This is a genomic window from Lentzea guizhouensis (assembly GCF_001701025.1).
GTDB classification, from domain to species: domain Bacteria; phylum Actinomycetota; class Actinomycetes; order Mycobacteriales; family Pseudonocardiaceae; genus Lentzea; species Lentzea guizhouensis.
The window spans coordinates 3,699,750-3,719,823 of sequence record NZ_CP016793.1 but is presented as its reverse complement, the minus strand read 5'-3'; the positions used below and the strand labels follow the sequence as shown (position 1 = coordinate 3,719,823).

At 70.5% G+C, this 20,074-nt stretch carries 22 protein-coding genes; 14 read left to right on the top strand and 8 right to left on the bottom strand.

Annotated elements, in window-relative coordinates:
* Position 1: 1 nt before the first annotated feature.
* A complete protein-coding gene (locus BBK82_RS18670; RefSeq protein ID WP_065916147.1) occupies positions 2 to 1,429 on the top strand; it encodes an aldehyde dehydrogenase family protein in 1,428 nt (475 codons plus the stop codon).
* A complete protein-coding gene (locus BBK82_RS18665; RefSeq protein WP_065916146.1) occupies positions 1,422 to 2,285 on the top strand; it encodes an aldehyde dehydrogenase family protein in 864 nt (287 codons plus the stop codon). The genes BBK82_RS18670 and BBK82_RS18665 overlap by 8 nt, the downstream gene beginning before the upstream one ends.
* 22 nt (positions 2,286 to 2,307) lie before the next feature.
* On the opposite strand, the gene BBK82_RS18660 is transcribed toward BBK82_RS18665, so the two are convergent.
* From BBK82_RS18660 to BBK82_RS18650, 3 genes are read right to left on the bottom strand one after another with little or no spacing between them, the layout of a single operon-like run.
* Positions 2,308 to 2,514, bottom strand: coding sequence for a helix-hairpin-helix domain-containing protein (locus BBK82_RS18660; RefSeq protein WP_065916145.1), 207 nt, complete (start codon positions 2,512 to 2,514; stop codon positions 2,308 to 2,310).
* Entirely contained in the window at positions 2,511 to 3,140 is a 630-nt protein-coding gene (locus BBK82_RS18655) for a response regulator transcription factor (RefSeq protein WP_065916144.1), read from the bottom strand. The genes BBK82_RS18660 and BBK82_RS18655 overlap by 4 nt, the downstream gene beginning before the upstream one ends.
* Positions 3,137 to 4,267 (bottom strand): sensor histidine kinase, encoded by a 1,131-nt coding sequence (locus BBK82_RS18650; RefSeq protein WP_237048254.1) that lies wholly within the window; start codon positions 4,265 to 4,267, stop codon positions 3,137 to 3,139. Before BBK82_RS18650 ends, BBK82_RS18655 begins: the two co-directional genes overlap by 4 nt.
* Positions 4,268 to 4,376: 109 nt before the next feature.
* On the opposite strand from BBK82_RS18650, the gene BBK82_RS18645 reads away from it, so the two are divergent.
* From BBK82_RS18645 to BBK82_RS18635, 3 genes are all read left to right on the top strand, one after another.
* Positions 4,377 to 5,057, top strand: a complete 681-nt coding sequence (locus BBK82_RS18645; protein ID WP_065916142.1) for an ABC transporter ATP-binding protein — start codon at positions 4,377 to 4,379, stop codon at positions 5,055 to 5,057.
* Complete coding sequence (locus BBK82_RS18640) at positions 5,054 to 7,228, top strand: FtsX-like permease family protein (RefSeq protein ID WP_065916141.1); 2,175 nt, start codon at positions 5,054 to 5,056, stop codon at positions 7,226 to 7,228. Before BBK82_RS18645 ends, BBK82_RS18640 begins: the two co-directional genes overlap by 4 nt.
* A gap of 77 nt (positions 7,229 to 7,305) precedes the next feature.
* Positions 7,306 to 7,827, top strand: coding sequence for a VanZ family protein (locus BBK82_RS18635; RefSeq protein WP_065916140.1), 522 nt, complete (start codon positions 7,306 to 7,308; stop codon positions 7,825 to 7,827).
* Between the two features lie 23 nt (positions 7,828 to 7,850).
* Here BBK82_RS18635 and BBK82_RS18630 read toward each other — a convergent pair whose 3' ends face one another.
* Positions 7,851 to 8,387 (bottom strand): SMI1/KNR4 family protein, encoded by a 537-nt coding sequence (locus BBK82_RS18630; RefSeq protein ID WP_065916139.1) that lies wholly within the window; start codon positions 8,385 to 8,387, stop codon positions 7,851 to 7,853.
* Positions 8,388 to 8,478: 91 nt separating this feature from the next.
* On the opposite strand from BBK82_RS18630, the gene BBK82_RS18625 reads away from it, so the two are divergent.
* Positions 8,479 to 8,805 carry a type VII secretion target gene (locus BBK82_RS18625; RefSeq protein WP_065916138.1) on the top strand — a complete coding sequence of 109 codons (327 nt, stop codon included), beginning with the start codon at positions 8,479 to 8,481 and terminating at the stop codon, positions 8,803 to 8,805.
* On the top strand, positions 8,802 to 9,983 hold the full coding sequence (locus tag BBK82_RS54200) for a C40 family peptidase (RefSeq protein WP_065916137.1): 1,182 nt from the start codon (positions 8,802 to 8,804) through the stop codon (positions 9,981 to 9,983). Before BBK82_RS18625 ends, BBK82_RS54200 begins: the two co-directional genes overlap by 4 nt.
* On the opposite strand, the gene BBK82_RS18615 is transcribed toward BBK82_RS54200, so the two are convergent.
* Both BBK82_RS18615 and BBK82_RS18610 read right to left on the bottom strand, forming a co-directional pair.
* Positions 9,965 to 10,399 (bottom strand): limonene-1,2-epoxide hydrolase family protein, encoded by a 435-nt coding sequence (locus tag BBK82_RS18615; RefSeq protein WP_065916136.1) that lies wholly within the window; start codon positions 10,397 to 10,399, stop codon positions 9,965 to 9,967. The two genes, BBK82_RS54200 and BBK82_RS18615, sit on opposite strands and share 19 nt — an antisense overlap.
* 10 nt (positions 10,400 to 10,409) lie before the next feature.
* A complete protein-coding gene (locus BBK82_RS18610) occupies positions 10,410 to 10,736 on the bottom strand; it encodes a YnfA family protein (RefSeq protein ID WP_065916135.1) in 327 nt (108 codons plus the stop codon).
* Between the two features lie 34 nt (positions 10,737 to 10,770).
* Between BBK82_RS18610 and BBK82_RS18605 the strand changes: the two genes are divergently transcribed.
* The 3 genes from BBK82_RS18605 to BBK82_RS18595 are packed head-to-tail and all read left to right on the top strand — an operon-like array spanning position 10,771 to position 12,840.
* The gene (locus BBK82_RS18605; protein ID WP_237048252.1) at positions 10,771 to 11,130 is read left to right on the top strand and encodes a hypothetical protein; all 360 of its coding nucleotides are present in this window, start codon (positions 10,771 to 10,773) and stop codon (positions 11,128 to 11,130) included.
* Positions 11,127 to 11,564 carry a YbaB/EbfC family nucleoid-associated protein gene (locus BBK82_RS18600; RefSeq protein WP_170067932.1) on the top strand — a complete coding sequence of 146 codons (438 nt, stop codon included), beginning with the start codon at positions 11,127 to 11,129 and terminating at the stop codon, positions 11,562 to 11,564. The genes BBK82_RS18605 and BBK82_RS18600 overlap by 4 nt, the downstream gene beginning before the upstream one ends.
* 55 nt (positions 11,565 to 11,619) lie before the next feature.
* A complete protein-coding gene (locus BBK82_RS18595; RefSeq protein WP_065916133.1) occupies positions 11,620 to 12,840 on the top strand; it encodes a primosomal protein in 1,221 nt (406 codons plus the stop codon).
* 53 nt (positions 12,841 to 12,893) lie between these two features.
* Here BBK82_RS18595 and BBK82_RS18590 read toward each other — a convergent pair whose 3' ends face one another.
* Positions 12,894 to 13,223, bottom strand: coding sequence for a hypothetical protein (locus BBK82_RS18590; RefSeq protein WP_065916132.1), 330 nt, complete (start codon positions 13,221 to 13,223; stop codon positions 12,894 to 12,896).
* A gap of 89 nt (positions 13,224 to 13,312) precedes the next feature.
* Here BBK82_RS18590 and BBK82_RS18585 point away from each other — a divergent pair, with 89 nt between their 5' ends.
* Positions 13,313 to 14,059: a GntR family transcriptional regulator gene (locus BBK82_RS18585; RefSeq protein ID WP_071812628.1), complete on the top strand. Its 747-nt coding sequence runs from the start codon at positions 13,313 to 13,315 to the stop codon at positions 14,057 to 14,059.
* Between the two features lie 3 nt (positions 14,060 to 14,062).
* Positions 14,063 to 15,064, top strand: a complete 1,002-nt coding sequence (locus BBK82_RS18580; RefSeq protein ID WP_065916130.1) for a dTDP-glucose 4,6-dehydratase — start codon at positions 14,063 to 14,065, stop codon at positions 15,062 to 15,064.
* Here the strand turns inward: BBK82_RS18580 and BBK82_RS18575 are convergent.
* Positions 15,030 to 16,121, bottom strand: coding sequence for an adenosine deaminase (locus BBK82_RS18575; protein WP_065916129.1), 1,092 nt, complete (start codon positions 16,119 to 16,121; stop codon positions 15,030 to 15,032). The genes BBK82_RS18580 and BBK82_RS18575 overlap by 35 nt on opposite strands.
* Before the next feature lie 359 nt (positions 16,122 to 16,480).
* On the opposite strand from BBK82_RS18575, the gene BBK82_RS18570 reads away from it, so the two are divergent.
* Both BBK82_RS18570 and BBK82_RS18565 read left to right on the top strand, forming a co-directional pair.
* A complete protein-coding gene (locus BBK82_RS18570) occupies positions 16,481 to 17,926 on the top strand; it encodes a coiled-coil domain-containing protein (protein ID WP_154697378.1) in 1,446 nt (481 codons plus the stop codon).
* Positions 17,927 to 18,575: 649 nt separating this feature from the next.
* Complete coding sequence (locus BBK82_RS18565) at positions 18,576 to 20,069, top strand: serine/threonine-protein kinase (protein WP_065916127.1); 1,494 nt, start codon at positions 18,576 to 18,578, stop codon at positions 20,067 to 20,069.
* Positions 20,070 to 20,074: the final 5 nt, after the last annotated feature.

Genomic DNA, 20,074 nt, shown 5'->3' with positions numbered 1-20,074 from the left:
CATGTGGGAATACGCCCCCGCGCCCGAGTCGCGGGACATCGCGAACCTCAAGCCGAACTACCGGATGTTCGTCGACGGCGAGTTCGTCGAGGGCTCCGGCGAACCGCTCAAGAGCATCAACCCCGGCACCGAGGAGGTGCTGGCCGAGGTCTCCACGGCGTCGAAGTCCGATGTGGACACCGCGGTCAAGGCCGCGCGCCGCGCCTACGACCGGGTGTGGTCGAAGATGCCCGGCTCCGAGCGCGCCAAGTACATCTACCGGATCGCGCGCCAGATCCAGGAACGCGGCCGTGAGCTCGCGGTGCTGGAGTCGCTGGACAACGGCAAGCCGATCAAGGAGTCGCGCGACGTCGACGTCCCCACGGCCGCCGCGCACTTCTTCTACCACGCGGGCTGGGCGGACAAGCTCTCCTACGCGGGCTACGGCCCCGACCCGCGCCCGCTGGGCGTGGCCGGCCAGGTCATCCCGTGGAACTTCCCGCTGCTGATGGCCGCGTGGAAGATCGCCCCGGCCCTGGCCTGCGGCAACACCGTCGTGCTGAAGCCGGCCGAGACCACCCCGCTCACCGCGCTGGTGCTCGCCGACATCATCCAGCAGTGCGACCTCCCGCCGGGCGTGGTCAACATCCTCCCCGGCGCCGGCGACGTGGGTGCCGAGCTGGTGGGCCACCCGGACGTGAACAAGGTGGCCTTCACCGGCTCCACCGACGTCGGCAAGATCATCCAGGGCAACCTGGCCGGCACGTCGAAGAAGCTCACCCTGGAGCTCGGCGGCAAGGCGGCGAACATCGTGTTCGACGACGCCCCGCTCGACCAGGCCGTCGAGGGCATCGTCAACGGCATCTTCTTCAACCAGGGCCACGTCTGCTGCGCGGGCTCCCGCCTGCTGGTCCAGGAGTCCGTGGCGGACGAGCTCCTCGAAAAGCTGCACGCCCGCGTCTCCACCCTGCGCGTCGGCGACCCGCTCGACAAGAACACCGACGTCGGCGCCATCAACTCCCGCGAGCAGCTCACCAAGATCCAGGAGCTGACCGCGGCCGGCGAGGCCGAGGGCGCGTCCCGCTGGACCTCCTCCTGCCCGTTGCCGGACAAGGGCTTCTACTTCGCCCCGACCGTGTTCTCGAACGTCTCGCAGGCCATGCGCATCGCCCGCGAGGAGATCTTCGGCCCGGTCCTGTCCGTCCTCACCTTCCGCACCCCCGACGAGGCCGTGGCGAAGGCGAACAACACCCCGTACGGCCTCTCCGCCGGCGTCTGGACCGAAAAGGGCTCCCGCATCCTCTGGATGGCGCAGAAGATGCGCGCCGGCGTCGTCTGGTCCAACACGTTCAACCGCTTCGACCCCACCGCCCCGTTCGGCGGCTACCAGGAGTCGGGCTTCGGCCGCGAGGGCGGCCGCACCGGTCTGGAGGCCTACCTCGATGTCTGATCGCATCTCGGTCGCGAAGACCTACAAGCTCTACATCGGCGGCGCCTTCCCCCGCTCCGAGTCGGGCCGCTCCTACCCGGTCACCGACTCGAAGGGCACGTTCCTCGCCAACGCGGCCCAAGGCTCCCGCAAAGACGCCCGCGACGCCGTAACGGCCGCCCGCAAGGCCTTCTCCTCGTGGTCCGGCGCCACCGCCTACAACCGCGGCCAGGTCCTGTACCGCGTGGCAGAAGTCCTGGAGGGCCGCCGCGAGCAGTTCATCTCGGAGGTAGCCGCCTCCGAGGGCATCGCGGTGAAGAAGGCCCAGTCACTCGTGGACACCGCCATCGACCGCTGGGTCTGGTACGCGGGCTGGACCGACAAGCTCGCCGCCGTCCTGGGCTCCTCGAACCCGGTCGCGGGCCCTTACTTCTCCTTCTCCACCCCGGAACCCACCGGCGTGGTGGCCGTCCTCGCCCCCCAGCAGTCCTCGCTGCTCGGACTCGTGTCGGTGATCGCCCCGGTCATCGCCTCGGGCAACACCTGCGTGGTCATCACCTCGCAGGACCGCCCGCTCCCGGCGATCACCCTGTCCGAGGTCATGGCCACCTCCGACCTCCCCGGCGGCGTCGTCAACATCATCACGGGCCGCACGGCCGAGATCGCCCCGTGGCTCGCCTCCCACGGCGACGTCAACGCCCTGGACCTGACCGGCGCCCCCGACTCGCTCCGGGCAGACCTCGAACGGTCCGCGGCCGGGACCGTGAAGCGGGTGCTGCGGGCGCGACCGAGTGAGGACTTCACCCGCGAGCCGGACATGTCGCGGCTGCGGGCGTACCTGGAGACGAAGACGGTCTGGCACCCGATGGGCGTCTGACCCCCGCTGCACCGGAGTCGCTTTAGTCGGCGGCGTAGGCCTTGCCCTGCGCCGCCAGCTCCTCACCGAGAATCCGAACCGACTTGGGCCCGACCCCGTGGATGCTCAGCAGGGTCTTCGCGGACACCTCGGTCAGGGAGTCGAAGGTCGTGTAGCCGTGGGCGGCCAGCTCACGGGCGGCGACTTTGCCGATGGAACGCGGGAACTCGGTCTCGGGCTGCTCGCTCACGAGTTCACCAACCCCGCCCGCCAAGCCCAAGAAGCGATCCCCACCCGGTTCTTCACGTTCAACTTCGTCTGCACCGACGCCAAATGAGTCTTCACCGTCGACAACGACAGGTACAGCACCCCAGCAATCTCCTGATTGCTCAACCCCCGGGCCACCTCCCGCACCACATCCTGCTCCCGAGCAGTCAACAGCCCAAGATCCGGCCGCGAAGCAGGCCGAGCAAAATGCTCCAACATCCTCACCGTGACCTGCGGTGAAATCAACGCGTTCCCCGCAGCAGCCGCCCGCACCGCCTCGACCAGCAACGCCGGCCCGGCATCCTTGGTCAAAAACCCGGACGCCCCGTTCTCCAACGCCGTGTGCACATACTCGTCCAGGTCGAAGGTCGTCACCACAACAACCTTCGTAACCGACCCGGCCAGCTTCTTCGTGACTTCCAACCCGTCCAATCCAGGCATCCGGATGTCCAGCAACGCCACATCCGGCCGCAACTCCCGAGCCACCGACACCGCCGCCACCCCGTCCGGCACGTCGGCCACCACGGTGATGTCCGGCTGCTTCTCCAGGATCATCCGAAACCCGACGCGGACCATCTCCTGGTCGTCGGCGATGAGGACCGAGATCACTTCTTCCCCTCCAGTGGCAGTTCCGCGAGCACCTGCCAGCCGTTCTCGCGCGGGCCGGCGGAGAAGAGCCCGCCGAGCAGGTCGACCCGCTCACGCATGCCCACCAGACCGTACCCACCCTGGTTCAGCTCGCCGGGGCGGCCGTCGTCGGCGACCACGACGCGCAGGGCGCCGGCGGGTGTCCTGGTGATCTCCACGTCGACCAGGGTCGGGGTATGGGCGTGTTTGTGCACGTTGGTGAGCGACTCCTGGACCAGGCGCAGCACCGAGCGGCCGAGCTCGGGTGGCACGACCTCGGGCAGGTCCATGCGCAGGCGGGTCTCGAAGCCGAGCTCGCGGGTGCGTTCGACGGTGGAGATGACGTCGGCGGCGAGGTCGGTGGTGGCGACGTCGTTCTCGCCCTGGCGCAGGGTGCCGACCAGGCGGCGCATCGCGCCCAGTGCCTCGGTGCCGCTGCGGACGATGCCGGGGAGCAGGCGGTGGGCGGCGCGCGGGTCGTCGTCGGAGACCTCCAGGGCCGCCTGGGCCTGGATGAGCATGCCGGTCACGTGATGGGCGACGACGTCGTGCAGCTCGCGGGCCAGGATGATGCGCTCCTCCTTCTGCGCGTCGGTCACGGCGGCGGCGATCAGGCGGCCGCTCTCGGAGTCGCGGGCGCGGAAGTACAGGCCGGTGCCGACGGCGAGGAAGCCGAGGACCAGGGAGCCGAGCACCTCGTTGTAGTTGCCGGAGGAGAGCCAGTTGTCGCGGATGATCGCGGCGAACACGCTCACGGCCATCAGCGAGCCGACCGACCAGGTGGCCGAGCGGCGCGGTTCCTCGCGCACGACCATGGCGGTGAGCACCAGGCACGCGGCGGTCTCGGCGACGGTGAGCGGGCTCAGGATCGTCGGCAGGCTCACGCCGAACAGCCGGACGACGAACGACGCCACGAAGATCGACGCCACGGTCACCGGGATCGTGAAGGCGCGGGACTTGAACGACGCCACCGCCGCGATGCACGGCGGCACGCTCAGCAGCCACACCAGTGCCTCCGAGCTGGACGGCCCCGACATGAAGATGAGCTCCGCGAGCATCAGCAGCGCGAGCGCCGCGGCGATCGGCCATTGGCCCCGATGACTGTCCACGGGAGACAACGGTAGGACCACCACACCTTCCCGGCCTCGGTCATCCGGCCGATCCGGTGTGTCGTCAAGGCTGAGGTTTCCGCAGGCCGGACCCAGCATCGTCAACGGCATGAATTCGGTTCTGGCCGCTCGTGGCCTCGTCAAGACCTACGGCGACGTGCACGCGCTCGCCGGGGTGGACATCGACATCAGCCCGGGGGACGTGCTGGCGGTCGTCGGCCCGTCCGGTTCCGGCAAGACGACGCTGCTGCACGTGCTGTCCGGGATCCTGAGGGCCGACGGCGGTGAGGTGTTCCTCGACGGGCGCGCGATCGGGGAGCTGTCCGAGACGGGGCGCAGCGAGCTGCGGCGCACCGCGTTCGGGTTCGTGTTCCAGTCGGGGATGCTCGTCGCCGAGCTCACGGCCGAGGAGAACGCGGCGCTGCCGATGCTGCTCGCCGGGCGGTCACGGGAGGAGTCGCTGGGCGCCGCCCGGTTGTGGCTGACCAGACTCGGTCTGCAGGGCATGGAGAAGCGCAGGCCGGGAGAGCTCTCCGGCGGTCAGGCCCAGCGGGTCGCGATCGCACGGGCCCTGGCGCACCGGCCGCGGGTGGTCTTCGCGGACGAACCGACCGGCGCGCTCGACACCCGCACCGGCCAGGAGATGATGACCGCGCTGCTGCAGGCCGCGCGGGACACGAACGCCGCGGTCGTGATCGTCACGCACGACAAGGCGATCGCCGACCGGGCGCACCGCATCGTCGACATCCAGGACGGCCGGATCGCCGTGCCGGGGCAGGTGCCGGCATGAGGATCGCGCTCGCGGTGCTGCGCCGCGACCGCCGCAGCCAGGTCGCCACGGTCCTCGTCGCGCTCGGCGTGATGATCGCCGTGTCACTGGTGCTGTGGCTCGTCGCCGCACCGAACGGCCTGCAGGCCCGCGCCGACCGCACCGCCTGGCGGGACGCGGTGGACCAGGGCAGCCGGATCTCCGTCGACCAGACCACCGACTCGTTCCGCGACCGGCTCGTCGAACGGTTCGACGTCGCCCGCGACGAGCCTGGTGACGTGCCGGTCGCGGCCGGACTGGGCAGGTTCCCCGAGGCGGGCGAGGTCCTGCTGTCCCCCGCGCTGGCCGAACTGGTGCGCACGACACCGCCGGAGAAGCTCGGCAACCGCTTCCCCGGCAAGGTGATCGGCGAGCTCGGCCAGGAAGCGCTCAAGTACCCCGGCGAGCTCGTCGCCGTCGTCGGCCGCACCGAGGTCGACGGCTTGCGCACCGCCGGGCTGGCCGGCTCCGGCGGCTCCTACCGCGACGACTACCACGGCATGCTCTACCTGCTCACCCGTGTCGGGCTCGTGGTGCTGGTGGTGCCGTGCCTGGTGCTGGTCGCCTCCGCCGCCCGGCTGACCGCGGCGAAACGCGAACGCAGGCTCGCCGCGCTCCGGCTCGCCGGTGCGTCACCGAGGCAGGTGATCGTGATGACGGCGGTGGAGACGGCGGTCGGCGCGGTCGTCGGCAGCGTCCTGGGCGTGGTGCTCGCGCAGCCGTTCAGCCACCTCACCGCGGAGATCCCGTGGGAGGGCGGGACCTGGTACCCCGGCGACTTCGTGCCCTCGCCCGCCGTGGTGACCGCGGTGGCCGTGCTCGCGCCGGTGCTGGTCATCGGGGCCGCGATCATGGGACTGCGCCGCGTGGTGAGCCGCCCGCTCGCCGCCGAGGAGCAGCGGAGGGTGCGGTCGTGGCGGCTGGTGTCGATCGCCGGTGCGCTGGGCGTGTTCTTCCTCGGGATCGTGTACGCGCAGCAGGCCGGCGGCGACAGCCAGTTCACCGTGGTGCTGCTGGGCTTGGGCGCGGTGGCGTTCGCACTGGTGCTGGCCGGTCCGGTGGTCACGGCGTGGGTCGGCCGGTTCTTCGTCGGCCGGTGGCGCAAGCCCTCGACGCTGCTCGCCGGGCGGAGGCTGGCCGGTGACCCGGTGGCGGCGTTCCGCGGCTCGGCCGGCGTGGTGATCGCGGTGTTCACCGGTTCGATGGCACTGACGATGCTGCCGGGCCTGGAGAGCCAGGTGCCGTACCGCGACTCGACGTGGCGGGAGGACGCGATCGTCGCCCAGCAGGTGACGACCGGCCTCGCACCGCTGCGCGCGGCCACCTCGGCGCCGGTCGTGCCGATGCTGGAGGGCTACGTGAGCAACGGCGCGGAAAGCGGCTACAGCTACTACGTGGTCGTCGGCAGGTGCGCCGAGGTCGCCACGGTGCTCACCGGCCTGGACTGCCGGCCGGGACCCGCCGTCTACTCCCACGAGAAGCTGCGCGAGGACCAGTTCCGCACGACCGGGCCCGACGAGGTGCGGCTCACGCTGCCGGAGCAGTACGAGGTGCGGGAGTTCGACGGTGCCGGACGCGTCCAGGCGGTGATCGACCCGGAGGTCCTGCCGTCGCTCGCGGGCCGGGTGTCGATGGTCGGCGTGCCGACCACGGCGGAGAACCGCGAGGTCGTGCACACCGCGTTGATCGGCACCCTGCCCGGCGTGCGGCTCGTCGACGGCGAGCAGCGCGGCCTCCACGGCGACACGCTGATGGCGGACCTGCGGCGCGCCACGGTCATCGGCCTGTCGATCGCGGCGGTGCTCGGCGGCATCGGCGCGGCGGTGGCGGCAGCCGGTTCGGTGATCGACCGCAGGCGCACTTTCGGTGCGTTGATCGCGGCCGGCACACCAATTCGGGTGCTGAGCCACGCATTGCGTCGGGAAGTGGTGTTGCCGGTGTTCGCCGTCACAGTGGCGGCGTGCGGAGCGGGCATTGTCGTAGGCCTCGGACTGCTCACTCTCGCCCGCGGCCTGGTGGGTCACGGGGAAATGCCGCTCACGCCGTGGGTCGTCGCGCCTGTCGGTGTCGGCGTGGTGGTCGCGCTGGTAGCGGCCTTGGCGTGCGGTCCGGTACTACGCGGCATCAGCCCGCGGGATTACGCGGCGGAGTAGTTCTCGGCCATAAGAACGAGACGGGAACTGGCCCTCAGCGCGATGTGCGCCGAGGGCCATTTTCCTAGTTTTGAACCATGACGAACGCACAGCTCGCGAGCATCCAGTGGGGCCTTTTCCTCTCGGTCGTTTTCCTGGCGCCGCAGCTGTTGTTCCGCCAGCTCACCTGGCGCAGCGCGATCATCACCGGCTACGCGAGCATGCTGTTCGCCGCGACCTTCCTGCCGATGCAGACCGTGCCGCCGCGCCAGTCCGTGCAGCCGGTCCCGTTCCAGTGGGTCGCCGACACGCTCCGCGACGGGCAGATCGCGTTCGACCAGATGACGTTGAACGTGCTGCTGTTCGTGCCCCTCGGCGCGATGCTGATGTTCTGGGGCAAGCGCAGCCTCGGGCAGAGCGCGCTCATCGGTTACGGCGTCTCGCTGGTCATCGAGGGCTCGCAGCTGGTGTGGGCGAACCGGATCTTCGACGTGGACGACCTGATCACCAACACCACGGGCACCGCGCTGGGCTGGCTCGGTGCGCTGGCCGCGGTGAAGGTCTTCACGCGGGCGAAGGCCACGGCCGTGCCGCAGCGTTCACTCGCCGGCGTGCGGTGACGGACGGGAGCTTCTCCCGTGCGTCAGCTGGTCCGCCAGCCGAGCTCGCCGGCGGAGTTCACCTCGGCGAGGCAGTGCCCGATCGCGCTGCGGTTCTCCAGGGCCGTGGCGACCTGGTCGAACATCTCCACGAGCGACGTCCACTCCGGCTTGGTCATCTCGTTGCGCTCCTTGTCCCACTCGACCACGCAGCCGCGCAGCACGCCGGGACGCAGGTCGACCGCGAGGACGTCACCGGTGCCGTCGAAGGCGATCGGAAGCCATTCCGAGTGGAATCCGATAGTCGGCGAACCCGCTTCCGAAGAATCCGCGGACTTCGTCACGAGGGTTTCCCTCAGGACAAAAGCGCGATCGGCACCCAACGGGGTGTAAAAGGGCGGCAGGATCTCGGCGAAGAGCTCCGGTTCGGTGCCTCCGTAAACGCTCCACCAGTGCTGCAGGTCGTCGGGAACCCGGAGCTCAGGCAGTGCGTCGTACCTCGGACGGAGCACGGCTCGGGTGGCGGGTGCGTGTTCCGCCAGCCATGCCAGGATCCGGTTCCAGTGCTCGATCACGCCCACGGGTCCATGATCTTGGCGGAACGACGGGCGAGGTACCGCCCATCGGGGCAGGATCAAGGCGAACAGGTCACACTGGGGGAAGCGACTTCAGATGGCAGAACAAGGGCTCAAGGTCGATCTCGACGCGTTGACGGCATATGCGTCGGCGGTCGGCGGATTGGCGAGCGAGGTCGGCACGGTCGGCACCGGGACGTTGAACGGCACCACGTCGTTGCCGGGCGACTGCTTCGGCAAGATCGGCAACGAGGTCGGGCTCAACGCGGCGTTCCAGCAGGCCGCCCAGGTCCAGCTGGACGCGCTCAAGGCGGCGTCGACCGGTCTGGCCGGGCTTGGGACCGCGGTCACCAAGGCGCGTGAGGCCTACATCGCGCAGGAGGAGAGCAACGCGGCGGCGCTGAACAAGGCGGCCCGCACGTGAGCGTCGAGGGGCTGCTGGGCCAGTTCATCGCGCCCATGAAGGAAGACCTGGCGAAGCTGGACGGCGACACCGGCGGCGCCCAGCGCGCGGGTGACGCGTTCAACCGCGCCCAGACCGCGCTGGCCGACATCGGCGGCAGGCACACCTCGGCGTCGACCGCCGTGCTGAACACGTGGTCCGGCGACAAGGCCAACGCGTTCACCGGCCGCGTGTCGGCGTTCACCGCGGCCACGAACGTGCTGGTGCAGAACGCCTCCACGGCCAAGACGGTGGCCTCCACCGGGGTGTCGGTCGTGACCAGCGGCCGCACCGCGATCCAGGGCCTCATCGACGAGTTCACCGCCAAGGCCACGCCCCGGCTCGCGGCCGCCGTCGCCGCCAGCCTGATCGCGGGTCCCGGTGCCGTGCTGGCCGCGCTCGCCGACCTGGCCGGGATGGCCAGCGGCTACCAGGCCAAGACCGCGGCCGAGATCCAGAAGGTGCGCGACCAGCTCAGCCAGCTCGTCGGGCAGCTCAACGGCATGCAGAAGCCCGACACCGGCGCGCTCGGCAAGCTCGGCGAGCCGCTGGGCGGTGACGAGGGTGGCACGACCTCCACGGCCGGTGCGAGTGACTCCACCAAGCAGGAGTCCGCTCCGTCCAACAACGGCTCCGGCGGGTCCGGTGGCGGAGGCGGCGTTGGTTCCGGCGGTGGCGGTGTGGCGGCGGAGGGGAGGCGGCGGTGGTTCCGGCGGCGGCGGTTCCGGCCCCGGCTCCCGGTCGCGATCCCGCCGCAGCCCGGCGACGGCGTCGGCGTGAACCTGCCCGACGGCAGCAGCGCCGAGGCCCCGAACGAGACCGCCGCCCAGGCCGTCCGCAACGCGCTGTCGGCGCTGGGCACCCCGTACGTGTGGGGCGGCGCGAACCCGCCCCAGGGCACCGACTGCTCCGGTCTCACGCAGTGGGCCTACAAGGGCGCGGGCTTCGACATCCCGCGCCCGGCCTGCGACCAGGCGATGGGCGCCTCGGTGCCGCCGGGCCAGGTGCTGCCGGGCGACCTGGTGGTGTGGGACGGCCACGTCGCGATGGTGATCGGCAACGGCCAGATGGTCGAGGCCGGCGACCCCGTGCAGGTGCAGCCGATCCGCACCACGAACTCCGGCATGTCGTTCTACGGCTTCTACCGCCCGACCGGCTGAGCGAAGACCGCCTTCCTGAGGGCGCCGAGTGCCAGCTTGGCCAGGCCCTTCAGGAAGGCACCGGCCACGTACGCGTGGTCGTAGTGGTCGCGCCAGAGCACGACCTTGCCGTCCTTGACCACGAACGTGCCGCACACCCAGAACGCCGCCTCGAACCCACCGCGCCGGATGACGTCGGTCCGCTGGGTCAGCACCACGTTGCCGGTGGCCGCGATGTGGTGCACGCGCACCTCGACCCCGGTGACCGCCCTGTTCATCAGACCCAGGTGCCGCTCGACCGTCTTCTTGCCGCGGGCGGCGGGGAACGGCATGTTCCGCCACACCACCTTCTCGCCCATGTGCCGCACGACCGCGGCCTCGTCGAGGGTCTCGGTGGCGCGCAGCAGGGCCAGGACAACTTCGCTGGGGTTCGTCACACCGACGACGTTAGCGAGGCGCGTACATGATCACGGCCACGCCCACGAGGCAGATCACCGCGCCGACGACGTCGTACCGGTCCGGCCGGAACCCGTCGAGCACCATGCCCCAGACCAACGAGCCCGCCACGAACACCCCGCCGTAGGCGGCGAGGATCCGGCCGAAGTTCGCGTCGGGCTGCAGCGTGGCGACGAACCCGTAGATCCCGAGCGCGATGACACCGCCGCCGATCCACAACCAGCCGCGGTTCTCCCGCACGCCCTGCCACACGAGCCAGGCGCCGCCGATCTCCATCAGGGCGGCAAGTGCGAACAACGCGACCGAACGCAGGATCATGCGGCACACTGTCGCAGTACCAGGGGGTGATCAGGTGGACGACGACGTCGAGCGCGCCGCGCGGAAGGTGCGCGATGTCGGGCAGGTCGTGTCGAAGCACGTCGCACGCAGTGGTCCCATCACCGGACGGGCGTCCTCACCGGACGGCGCGGTGACGGTGGTCGCGACGCCGGGCGGTCCGCCGCAGGAGATCACGGTGAGCGCCGCCGCGCTGCGGATGGGTCCGCAGGGGCTGGCCGCCGAGATCATGCGCATCGCCGAGAAGGCGCGACGCAACGCCGGTTCGCGGCTCCACGAGACGCTGGAGCGGGTCGTGGACCCGCGCGAGCTGACCGCGCTGGGCTTCGAGCGCGGCCAGGACGACGAACCGCAGCAGCAGGGGTGGCTGCGGTGAACGAGGAACGCTTGCAGGCCGTCGAGCAGCTCCAGCGCGACCTCGCGGTGACGGCGGAGACGGTCGAGCACCCGAACGGCCTGTGCATGGTCACGGCGACGGCGAGCGGGGAGCTCAGGGCCGTGCACCTGCACCCGGCGCTGCTGGGCCAGGGTCCGCAGGCGGTCGGCCAGGTGGTCACCGAGACCGCGCGGCTCGCGACGAACGCCGCGGTGCAGACGAGCTTCAACAAGATGGCGCTGGCGCTGGGCGACGGCATGGCCATCAACGTCGAGGCGATCGCCGGCGACTCCCCTTTCCGGTCGACGTGGAACCCCGTGGCGCCCCCGGTCGTTGCAGCTCCTGAGGCAGCAGCGCCCAGGCAGCGCAGGACGCACCCCGTCGAGGACCCGGACGAGGACGCTTTCTTCGAGAACCCCTTTGGGCGCCGGTGATCAGCACCGTTAGGCTCGCCCACGGCATTCGGCAGGCGTGACCGGGAGGTCAGTGATGGCGCAGGACATCGTCCCCATCGAACTGGGGCTGACGCAGGGTGACGTGGTCACGCTGTGGGCACCCCGGTGGCGTGAGGAGGGTGAGGAGTGGGAGGCGTTCCTGGGTGACGAGGAGGACCTCTTCGTCTTCCCCGACGCCGCGCACCTCGCCGCCTTCGTGCGCACCGCGGACGAGCACGACCTGGTCGACCACCCGGCGTGGCCGATCGTGCCGAAGCTCGGCATCGCGGACCTCTCACCGGACGACAACCACCAGTTCGACCTGGTCGGCGTGCCCGAGCTGGTCGCGGAGGACCCGGACACGTGGACCATCGGCGAGCTCGCCGACGTGATCGCGATCGTCCGTTCGCTCGCGGACGTCTGCGACCTCGAGAAGATCCACGAGGTGCTCGACTCCGCGGAGGGCTTCTCGCTGCTGCCGCAGGGCACGCTGCCGTTCAGCGGCCGTGACGGAGCGAAGCTGTGGGACGAGCTGTCCTCGGTCGTCTCGGAGAAGTGGGACGAGGTCCTCGACGCCATCGACAGCGTGGTCAACACGCCGGAGGTGCCGGAGAAGGAGCTCACCGTCGCGCAGGAGGAGCTCGCCGAGCTCGAGGCCTCCCGGCCGGCCGAGGTCGACGACGTCGCCGACTCCGACGCCGCCTCCGGTGAGGAGAAGGCGGAGCCCACCGGCTTCTGGGCCGAGGCGGGCATCGACCCCATCAAGATCATCACGTCCGCCGGCGAGTTCTACACGCTGCGCTGCTACCTCGGCGACGACCCGCTGTTCCTGGGCCGCCGCGGCAAGATCGAGGTCTTCACCTCGCAGCGCGCCCTTTCGCGTTTCGTCGCCGAGAACGACGACCACGACCTGGCCGAGGTCGAGACGTGGAACGACGTCAAGGTCAAGGCCACCGCGGGCGAGCTCGACGTCGACGTGGACGACGAGAACGTCTACGTGCTCACCGGCATCGCCGAGGACATGGAGGAGGGCCCCGACGCCCTCGACCCGCAGCAGCTCGACCTCGCCGTCGAACTGTTCGAGGACGCCGGCGAGTGGGCCGGCGACGAGTCCGTGAAGGAGGCGCTGGCCACCTCGGAGTCGCTGGGCTGGCTGGTCTCGTTCGTCGTCGCCCCGGACCCGACGCGCCTCGCGCCGTCCGCGCCGTACGACGCGGAGGTGGCGGCGTTCCGCGAGCTGCAGGCCAAGTTCGAGGACCGGCTGCACGCCAACTGAGGTTTCGGCACGAAAAGGGCCACCCACTTCGAAGTGGGTGGCCCTTTTGCTGCTCACCGGACGCGGTAGCTGACCGCGGCGAACGGGTAGGTGGCCTGGTGCAGGCTGCCGAGGACGTAGTAGGTGTCGCCGGACTGGCCGGGCCAGCCCTTCCGGCAGTCCGCGTTGAAGAAGACCTCGATGTCGGCTGAGGAGATGTTGCCGGCGGACCTCGCGGGCGCGATGTTCACGCACCCCTTGTTCGCGAGGTCGACCTCGTGCTTGACGCCGGTCAGGTTGGTGCCGCTGAAGAACTCGGCGTGTTCACCCGAGGCGTGGGCGGGCAGGGCGAGGGCCATCGAGGCCAGCACGGCGAGTCCGCCGGCCATCAGTGCAGGTCGCATGAGTCCACTGTGGCAGTCACAGCTGTCGGCCAGCTGTCGTTCCGGACCGGAACCACAACCGGTTGCGCACGCTTGTATGATACAGGTTTATGACAGGTTCCCGGTCTCAGCGCCTTGCCGCTGAGCTGCGCGAACGCATCGTGCTCGGCGACTACGGCCCGGCCGGGGCGCTGGAGAGCGAGGCCGAGCTCGGCCGCCGGCACGAGGTGAGTCGCGTGACCGTGCGGCGCGCACTCGAACAGCTGCGCGACGAAGGCCTGCTCGCGTCGCGGAAGGGCGCCGGCTGGTACGTGGTGTCGTTCGCGCAACCGTTGGCGCTGGGCACCTTCCAGCACGCGGAGTCCGCGGTCGCCGAGGCCGGGCTTCCGCTCGTGCGGACCGTTGTCGAGTACGGCTACCGCCCGCCGCCGTCGAGCGTGGCGCTGACGTTCGGCGCGGGCGAGGTGTTGCGGGTGCGTTCGTTGCGGCGCACGGGGAACGCGCCGCTGGACGTGGTGACCGAGTGGGTGCCGCTGGCGCTGGCCGCTCCGGTGAGCCGCGCTGACGCCGAGTCGCCGGGAACCTGGGAGACGTTGCGGCGCAACGGGAACCAGATCGCCCTGGTGCGGCAGAGCATCGCGGCGACGGCGGCGGGCGAGCAGGTCGCGTCACTGCTCGGGGTCTCGGTCGGTGTGCCGTTGTTGTTGGTGCGCCGCATCGCGTTGGACGGCGCCGAGCAGCCGATCGCCCTGTCCGAGCACCACTACCTGGGCCACCGGTTCCGGCTGGAGGTCGAGTTCCGCGGCTGGCCCGGCGCCGAACCCCCTGGTGTCGCACCGATTCCTCTGGAGGACTGACCCGTGCGCGTGCTCGTCACCGGTGCGGCCGGTTTCATCGGCTCGCACTTCACCCGCCACTGGCTCGCCGCACACCCGTCCGACGAGGTGGTCGCACTCGACGCGTTGACCTACAGCGGTGTCAGCGCGAACCTGCCCGCCGACGTGCCGTTGGTGCACGCGGACATCGCGGAGGCCGACGTCGAGGGTGTGGACGTGGTGGTGAACTTCGCGGCCGAGTCGCACAACAGCCTGGCGCTGCTGGACCCGGCCCGGTTCTTCCGCACCAACGTGCTCGGCACCCAGGCGTTGCTGGAGGCGTGCCGGCGGGCGGGCGTGCGGCGGTTCCACCACGTGTCGACCTGCGAGGTCTACGGCGATCTCGCCCTGGACGCGGCGGAGGCGTTCCACGAGGACTCGCCCTACCGCCCGCGCACCCCGTACAACGCGTCGAAGGCCGGCGCGGACCACGCGGTGCGGTCGTACTTCGAGACGTTCGAGCTGCCGGTCACGATCACCAACTGCGCCAACAACTACGGCCCGAACCAGTTCCCGGAGAAGGTGCTGCCGCTGTTCACCACCCGCGCCCTGGACGGCGAACAGCTGCCCGTCTACGCGTCGAGCGACAACCGCCGGGAGTGGATCCACGTGCGGGACCACTGCCGGGCGATCGAGGCCGTGCTGCTGGAGGGCGAGATCGGCAGGACCTACCACGTGGGCACAGGTGTCGAGGCCAGCGTCGACGAGATCGCCGACCTGGTGCTGGACGAGCTGGGCCTGCCTCAGTCACGCAAGACGGTCGTGCCGGACCGGCCGGGACACGACCGCCGCTACCTGCTCGACTCGACGCGGATCGCGCGCGAGCTCGGATGGCGCCCGGAGGTCGGCTTCGAGGCCGGCGTCCGGGACACCATCCGCTGGTACGCGGCCAACCGCGCGTGGTGGGAGCCGTTGCGCGCACTCAGCCCGATCGACGAGAACTCCTGGGCGACTACCGCGCCGTCAGCGCCGCGTACCCCGGCTTGACGAGCTCGTTGATGATCGCGAGCCGCTCGTCGAACCCGATGAACGCCGACTTCATGGCGTTGATCGTGAACCACTGCAGGTCCGCCCAGCCGTAGCCGAACGTCTCGGCCAGCGCGGCGAACTCGCTCGACAGCGAGCAGTCGCTCATCAACCGGTTGTCGGTGTTGACGGTGACCCGGAAGCGCAGCTTGGCGAGCAGGCCGATCGGGTGGTCGGCGAGCGTCGGGGCGGCGCCGGTCTGCAGGTTCGAGGTCGGGCACATCTCCAGCGGGATGCGGCGGTCGCGCACGTAGGCGGCCAGGCGGCCCAGCTGCACGTCCCCGTCGCCGGACACCTTGATGTCGTCGACGATGCGCACGCCGTGGCCGAGGCGTTCGGCACCGCAGTGCTGGATCGCCTCCCAGATCGACGGCAGGCCGAACGCCTCACCGGCGTGGATGGTGAAGTGCGCGTTCTGCTGGCGCAGGTACTCGAACGTGTCGAGGCCCCTGGTGGGAGGGAAGCCGGCCTCCGGGCCCGCGATGTCGAACCCGACGACGCCGAGGTCGCGGTAGCGCACGGCCAGCTCGGCGATGCGCAGCCAGCCCTCGTTCTGGCGCATGGCGCACAGCAGGGTGCCGACGCGGATCTTGCGGCCGGTCTCCGCGACGCGGGCGGCGCCGACCCGGAAGCCCTCTTGGACAGCCTCGACGACCTGCTCCAGCGAAAGGCCCTTCTCGGTGTTCAGCTCGGGCGCGTAACGGATCTCGGCGTAGACGACACCGTCGGCGGCGAGGTCCTCGACCGCCTCGGCGGCGACGCGGACCAGGGAGGCCTCGTCCTGCATGACACCGCACGTGTGGGCGAAGCCCTCCAGGTAGCGGACGAGCGAGCCGGAGTTCGCGTTGTCGCGGAACCAGCCGCCGAGGACGCCCGCGTCAGTGGTGGGCAGGCCCTGGTAGCCGGTGGCATCGGCGAGTTCGATCACCGTCTGCGGGCGGAGGCCACCGTCGAGGTGGTCGTGCAGCAGCACCTTCGGCGCGCTGCGGATGGTCTCCAAGGTAAGCGGCGTACTCATTGCTACACGTTACTCCAGGCGACACGCCGCCTCGGTGCGAGCAGAATCGATCTTGTGCCCGGTATGATCATTTGCTCGATCAACGTCGTTGCAGATCCGTGATCAGCAACTTTCTGCAACCACCGCGAGGCTTGAGTCACCCCAAGGTAGGAACATCACCGGTCACTACCGCACGCTTTCGGCCAGTGACTTGGCGTTCAGAGTAGTCGAGTAGTCCGATCAGGTCAGTTGCCTGTCCGCGCCCGGCCTTTTTCCGGCGGGGGTGGTACAGAGGCGTCCCGTGACGCGGATAGGCTCCCGTGGTCTCCCCCTCCCCTGGACGAAGGCACTCAGCCGTGACAGAGAACAACAACTCCACGATGTCCTTCGATCGGATGCGCAACATGCTCACGCGCGCCGCGGAGATCCGTGAGAGCGAGCAGCAGCAGATCTTCGACGCGTTGGACGAGATCCACGCCCGGATGTCGCCTCTGGAGTCGCTGGGTTCGGTCCGCAAGCGCCTGTCAGAGCTGCCGGACCGCACCGAGGTCAGCGTTCTCGCTGAGCGCCTCGACGAGGCCCTCGCCAAGCTGGAGGCCCAGGACAACGCCGTCGCGGACATCGGCCGCGCGGTCGACGGCCTGGTCGACAAGCTCGCCAAGCCCTTCGCCCAGCTGGACGGCCGTCTCGACGGCGTCGCGGGCCGCTTCGAGGGTGTCGCCGGCCGCATGGACGGCCTGGAGGACAAGCTCGCGAGCATCCACAAGCGCATCGACGACCTCGACGGCCACCTGGACAAGCAGGACGGCAAGGTCGACTCGATCCCGGGCGCGGTCACCACCCCGCTGCGCGAGCGCATCGAGACCCTCGAAGCCGCTCTGCGCGGCCGCCTCGACGAGGTCGACGAGGGCGTGCACGAGCACCTCGACGGCACCCGCGAGGCCCTGCAGAAGATCCTCGCCGAGTCGTTCTCCGGCCTGCACGGCCGCGCCGACGAGCAGCGCGACACCCTCGCCGCCGCGCGCGCCGAGCTGGCCGCCGCCATCACCGAGTCGCGCGACTCGATCAACGGCTCGCTGGCCGACCGCACCACCCAGATCTCCACATCCCTGGCCGAGACCCGCGACGCCCTCGCCGGTTCCCTGTCCGAGACGCGTTCCGAGCTCGCCGGCGCCGTGGTGGAGACCCGCGACTCCCTGGCAGGCTCCCTCGCCGAGACCCGCGACCAGCTGACGGGCTCCCTCGTCGAGACCCGCGAGTCGCTGGCCGGTTCGCTCGCCGAGACCCGCGACCAGCTGGCCGGCTCGCTCGCCGAGACCCGCAACACCCTCGACGGCAAGCTCGACGAGGCCCGCACCGCCCTGTACGCGGCCATCGAGCAGTCCCGCGACCAGGTCGACGCCGCCGACCGCCTCGAGTCCCTGGCCCGCCGCCTGGAGCTCGTCACCTCGCAGCTCGACACCATGACCAACCGCCTGGACAAGGTCGAGGACGGCTTCGCCGCCCGGATCTCCGAGCTCGGCGGCAACGTCGACGCGAGCCTCACCAAGGTCGCGGAGACCGTCGGCGCCCGCCCGGACACCGACGCCCTGCAGTCCCTGGTCCGCAAGTCGAACCAGGAGTCGGAGCTCCGCATCGGCGGCCAGCTCGACGAGGCCATGGCCACCTTCGCCGAGCTCATCCTCGGCGGCGGCTCGCCCACGCCTCCCCCGCCGCCCACCGCCCTGCCCCGCCCGCAGCGCCGCACCCGCAAGAACGGCGGCCCGAAGCCGGCGAACGGTGGCAAGGACATGGACGACGACGACCTGGCCGCCGAAGGCGCCTGATCGTCAACGCTCGTCGACCGGCCCCGGAGCTGCCCAGCTCCGGGGCCGTTCCGCATCCCGGACCGTCCGCTCGGCACATGGCTGAAGGCCGCATGGGAGGAGATCACCGGTTCGCACCACCGGCGGGTGTGGGACGAGTTCAACCGGCGGTTCCAGTCCAAGCCGAGCGTCTACGCCAAGGACCGGCCGTCCATCGGCGCGCCGCTCAGAGCGGTCACGCTGGACCTGGCCGAGATCTTCGAGCGGGATCTCCGCTACGTGCGCTCACGACGCCTGTTTCGCCTGGTCAGTCCGCCTCGGCGCGGATCCGCGCGACCCGATCGGGTGAATGCGGTCCTGATCCTGTCCCGCCCTCGTCTCTCAGGCATGACCCGAACACATGTCCTGATCCCGCCGCTCCCGCGTCCGCAAATGAGGAAACGCGCAAGGGGCCGCCCCACCCGTCGAACCTGCCGATCCCGCGCCGGCCCGGCCCCGTCCACCGCCTGCCCTCGCTCTGTGGGCCCGCTCACGCCACACCGACGGCTCGAACCAGAACGCCGCGGCACACGTGACCGAGGAAGAGGCGGCACAGGTGACCATGAAGAGAGCGCTCACACGATCGTGGCTATGCTCGCCGGAATCTGGGGGCGTCCAGAAGGGATAGTCCGTGCAGCAGCAACAGCGACTCGTCGCCAACCGCTACGCACTGCTCGCCGAGCTCGGCCGGGGTGCGATGGGTGTCGTGTGGCGCGCCCAGGACCAGCTGCTCGGCCGCGCGGTCGCGCTCAAGGAGCTGCACCCGCCGCAGGGCATCGCGGCCGAGGAGTTCGCCGTGCTGGAGGAGCGGATGCTCCGGGAGGCGCGCACGGCAGGCCGGCTGAACCACCCGGCCGTGGTCACCGTCTACGACATCGTCCGCGAGAACGGGCACACCTACCTCGCCATGGAACTGGTCGACGCGCTCGACCTGGCCACCGTCGTGAAGCAGCACGGCCCGCGCGACTCGGTGTGGATGGCCGGGGTGGCGCTGCAGGTGCTCGGGGCGCTGGAGACCGCGCACTCGGCGGGTGTGGTGCACCGGGACGTCAAGCCCAGCAACATCATGGTGCGGCCGGACGGTGCGGTGAAGCTGACCGACTTCGGCATCGCGCAGGCCGTGGACGACCCGCGGCTCACCCACAACGGCGGCATCGTCGGGTCGCCCGCGTACATGTCACCGGACCGGTTGAGCGGGTGGGAGGCCTCGCCCGCCTCCGACCTGTGGGCCTTGGGCGTGACGATGGCGCACGCGGTCGAGGGGATCAGCCCGTTCGAGCGGACGTCGACGGCGTCGACGTTGCACGCGATCATGAACGAGCCGCCGGTGCTGCGGCTGGCGTCGCCCGCGCTGGCGGACGTGATCCGCGGGTTGCTGACGGTGGACCCCTCGCGGCGGCTGACGGCGGGCCAGGCGCGGCAGATGCTGGTGGCGATCGTGCAGGGGGCGCCGCCGGTTCCGTTGCCGCGCAACGGGAGCAGCAAAGGCGGGGGCAAGAGCAAGGGCACGGCTGTCAAGGTCGCCGCGGTGGTCGTGGGGGTTGCGGTGCTCGCGGGGGCCGCGTTCGCCGGGTACCAGGCCTTCACGCCCGATGACTCCAACGCCGGGCAGAACACCGGGCAGAGCACCGCGCCGAGCAACGGGTCGAGCGCGGACGGCGGGACCGAGTGGACCGAGAGCTCGGCGTTGCCGGTCGGGGCGCCGTTGCCGTCGAGGCGGATCGCGACGTTCGGGCGGGGTGGGGACGTGCCCGAGTGGAACATCTCCGGGACGCAGTGCGCGAAGGACTTCCTGACGCAGGGGTCGCCGGTGCGGACGAACGTGCCGTGCGACCAGCCGCACGGGATCCAGCTGTTCTCCGCGGCGACCCCGTTGTGGGACAAGCCGAAGGACACCGCGTACCCCGGCACGAAGTGGCTCGCCGACTTCACGAAGAACTACTGCACCGAGCAGTTCAAGGCCATCAAACCGAAGTCGGGTGAGGTCCTCGGCTTCACCGGGCTCGTGCCCACGCAGAAGGAGTGGGAGGCCTACAACGACGCCGCCACGCCGGGCCGCCAGGAGGTCCTGTGCGTGCTGTGGAAGCAGGACAGGTCGCCCCTGGCGGGCTCGCTCGTGAACTAGCGGTC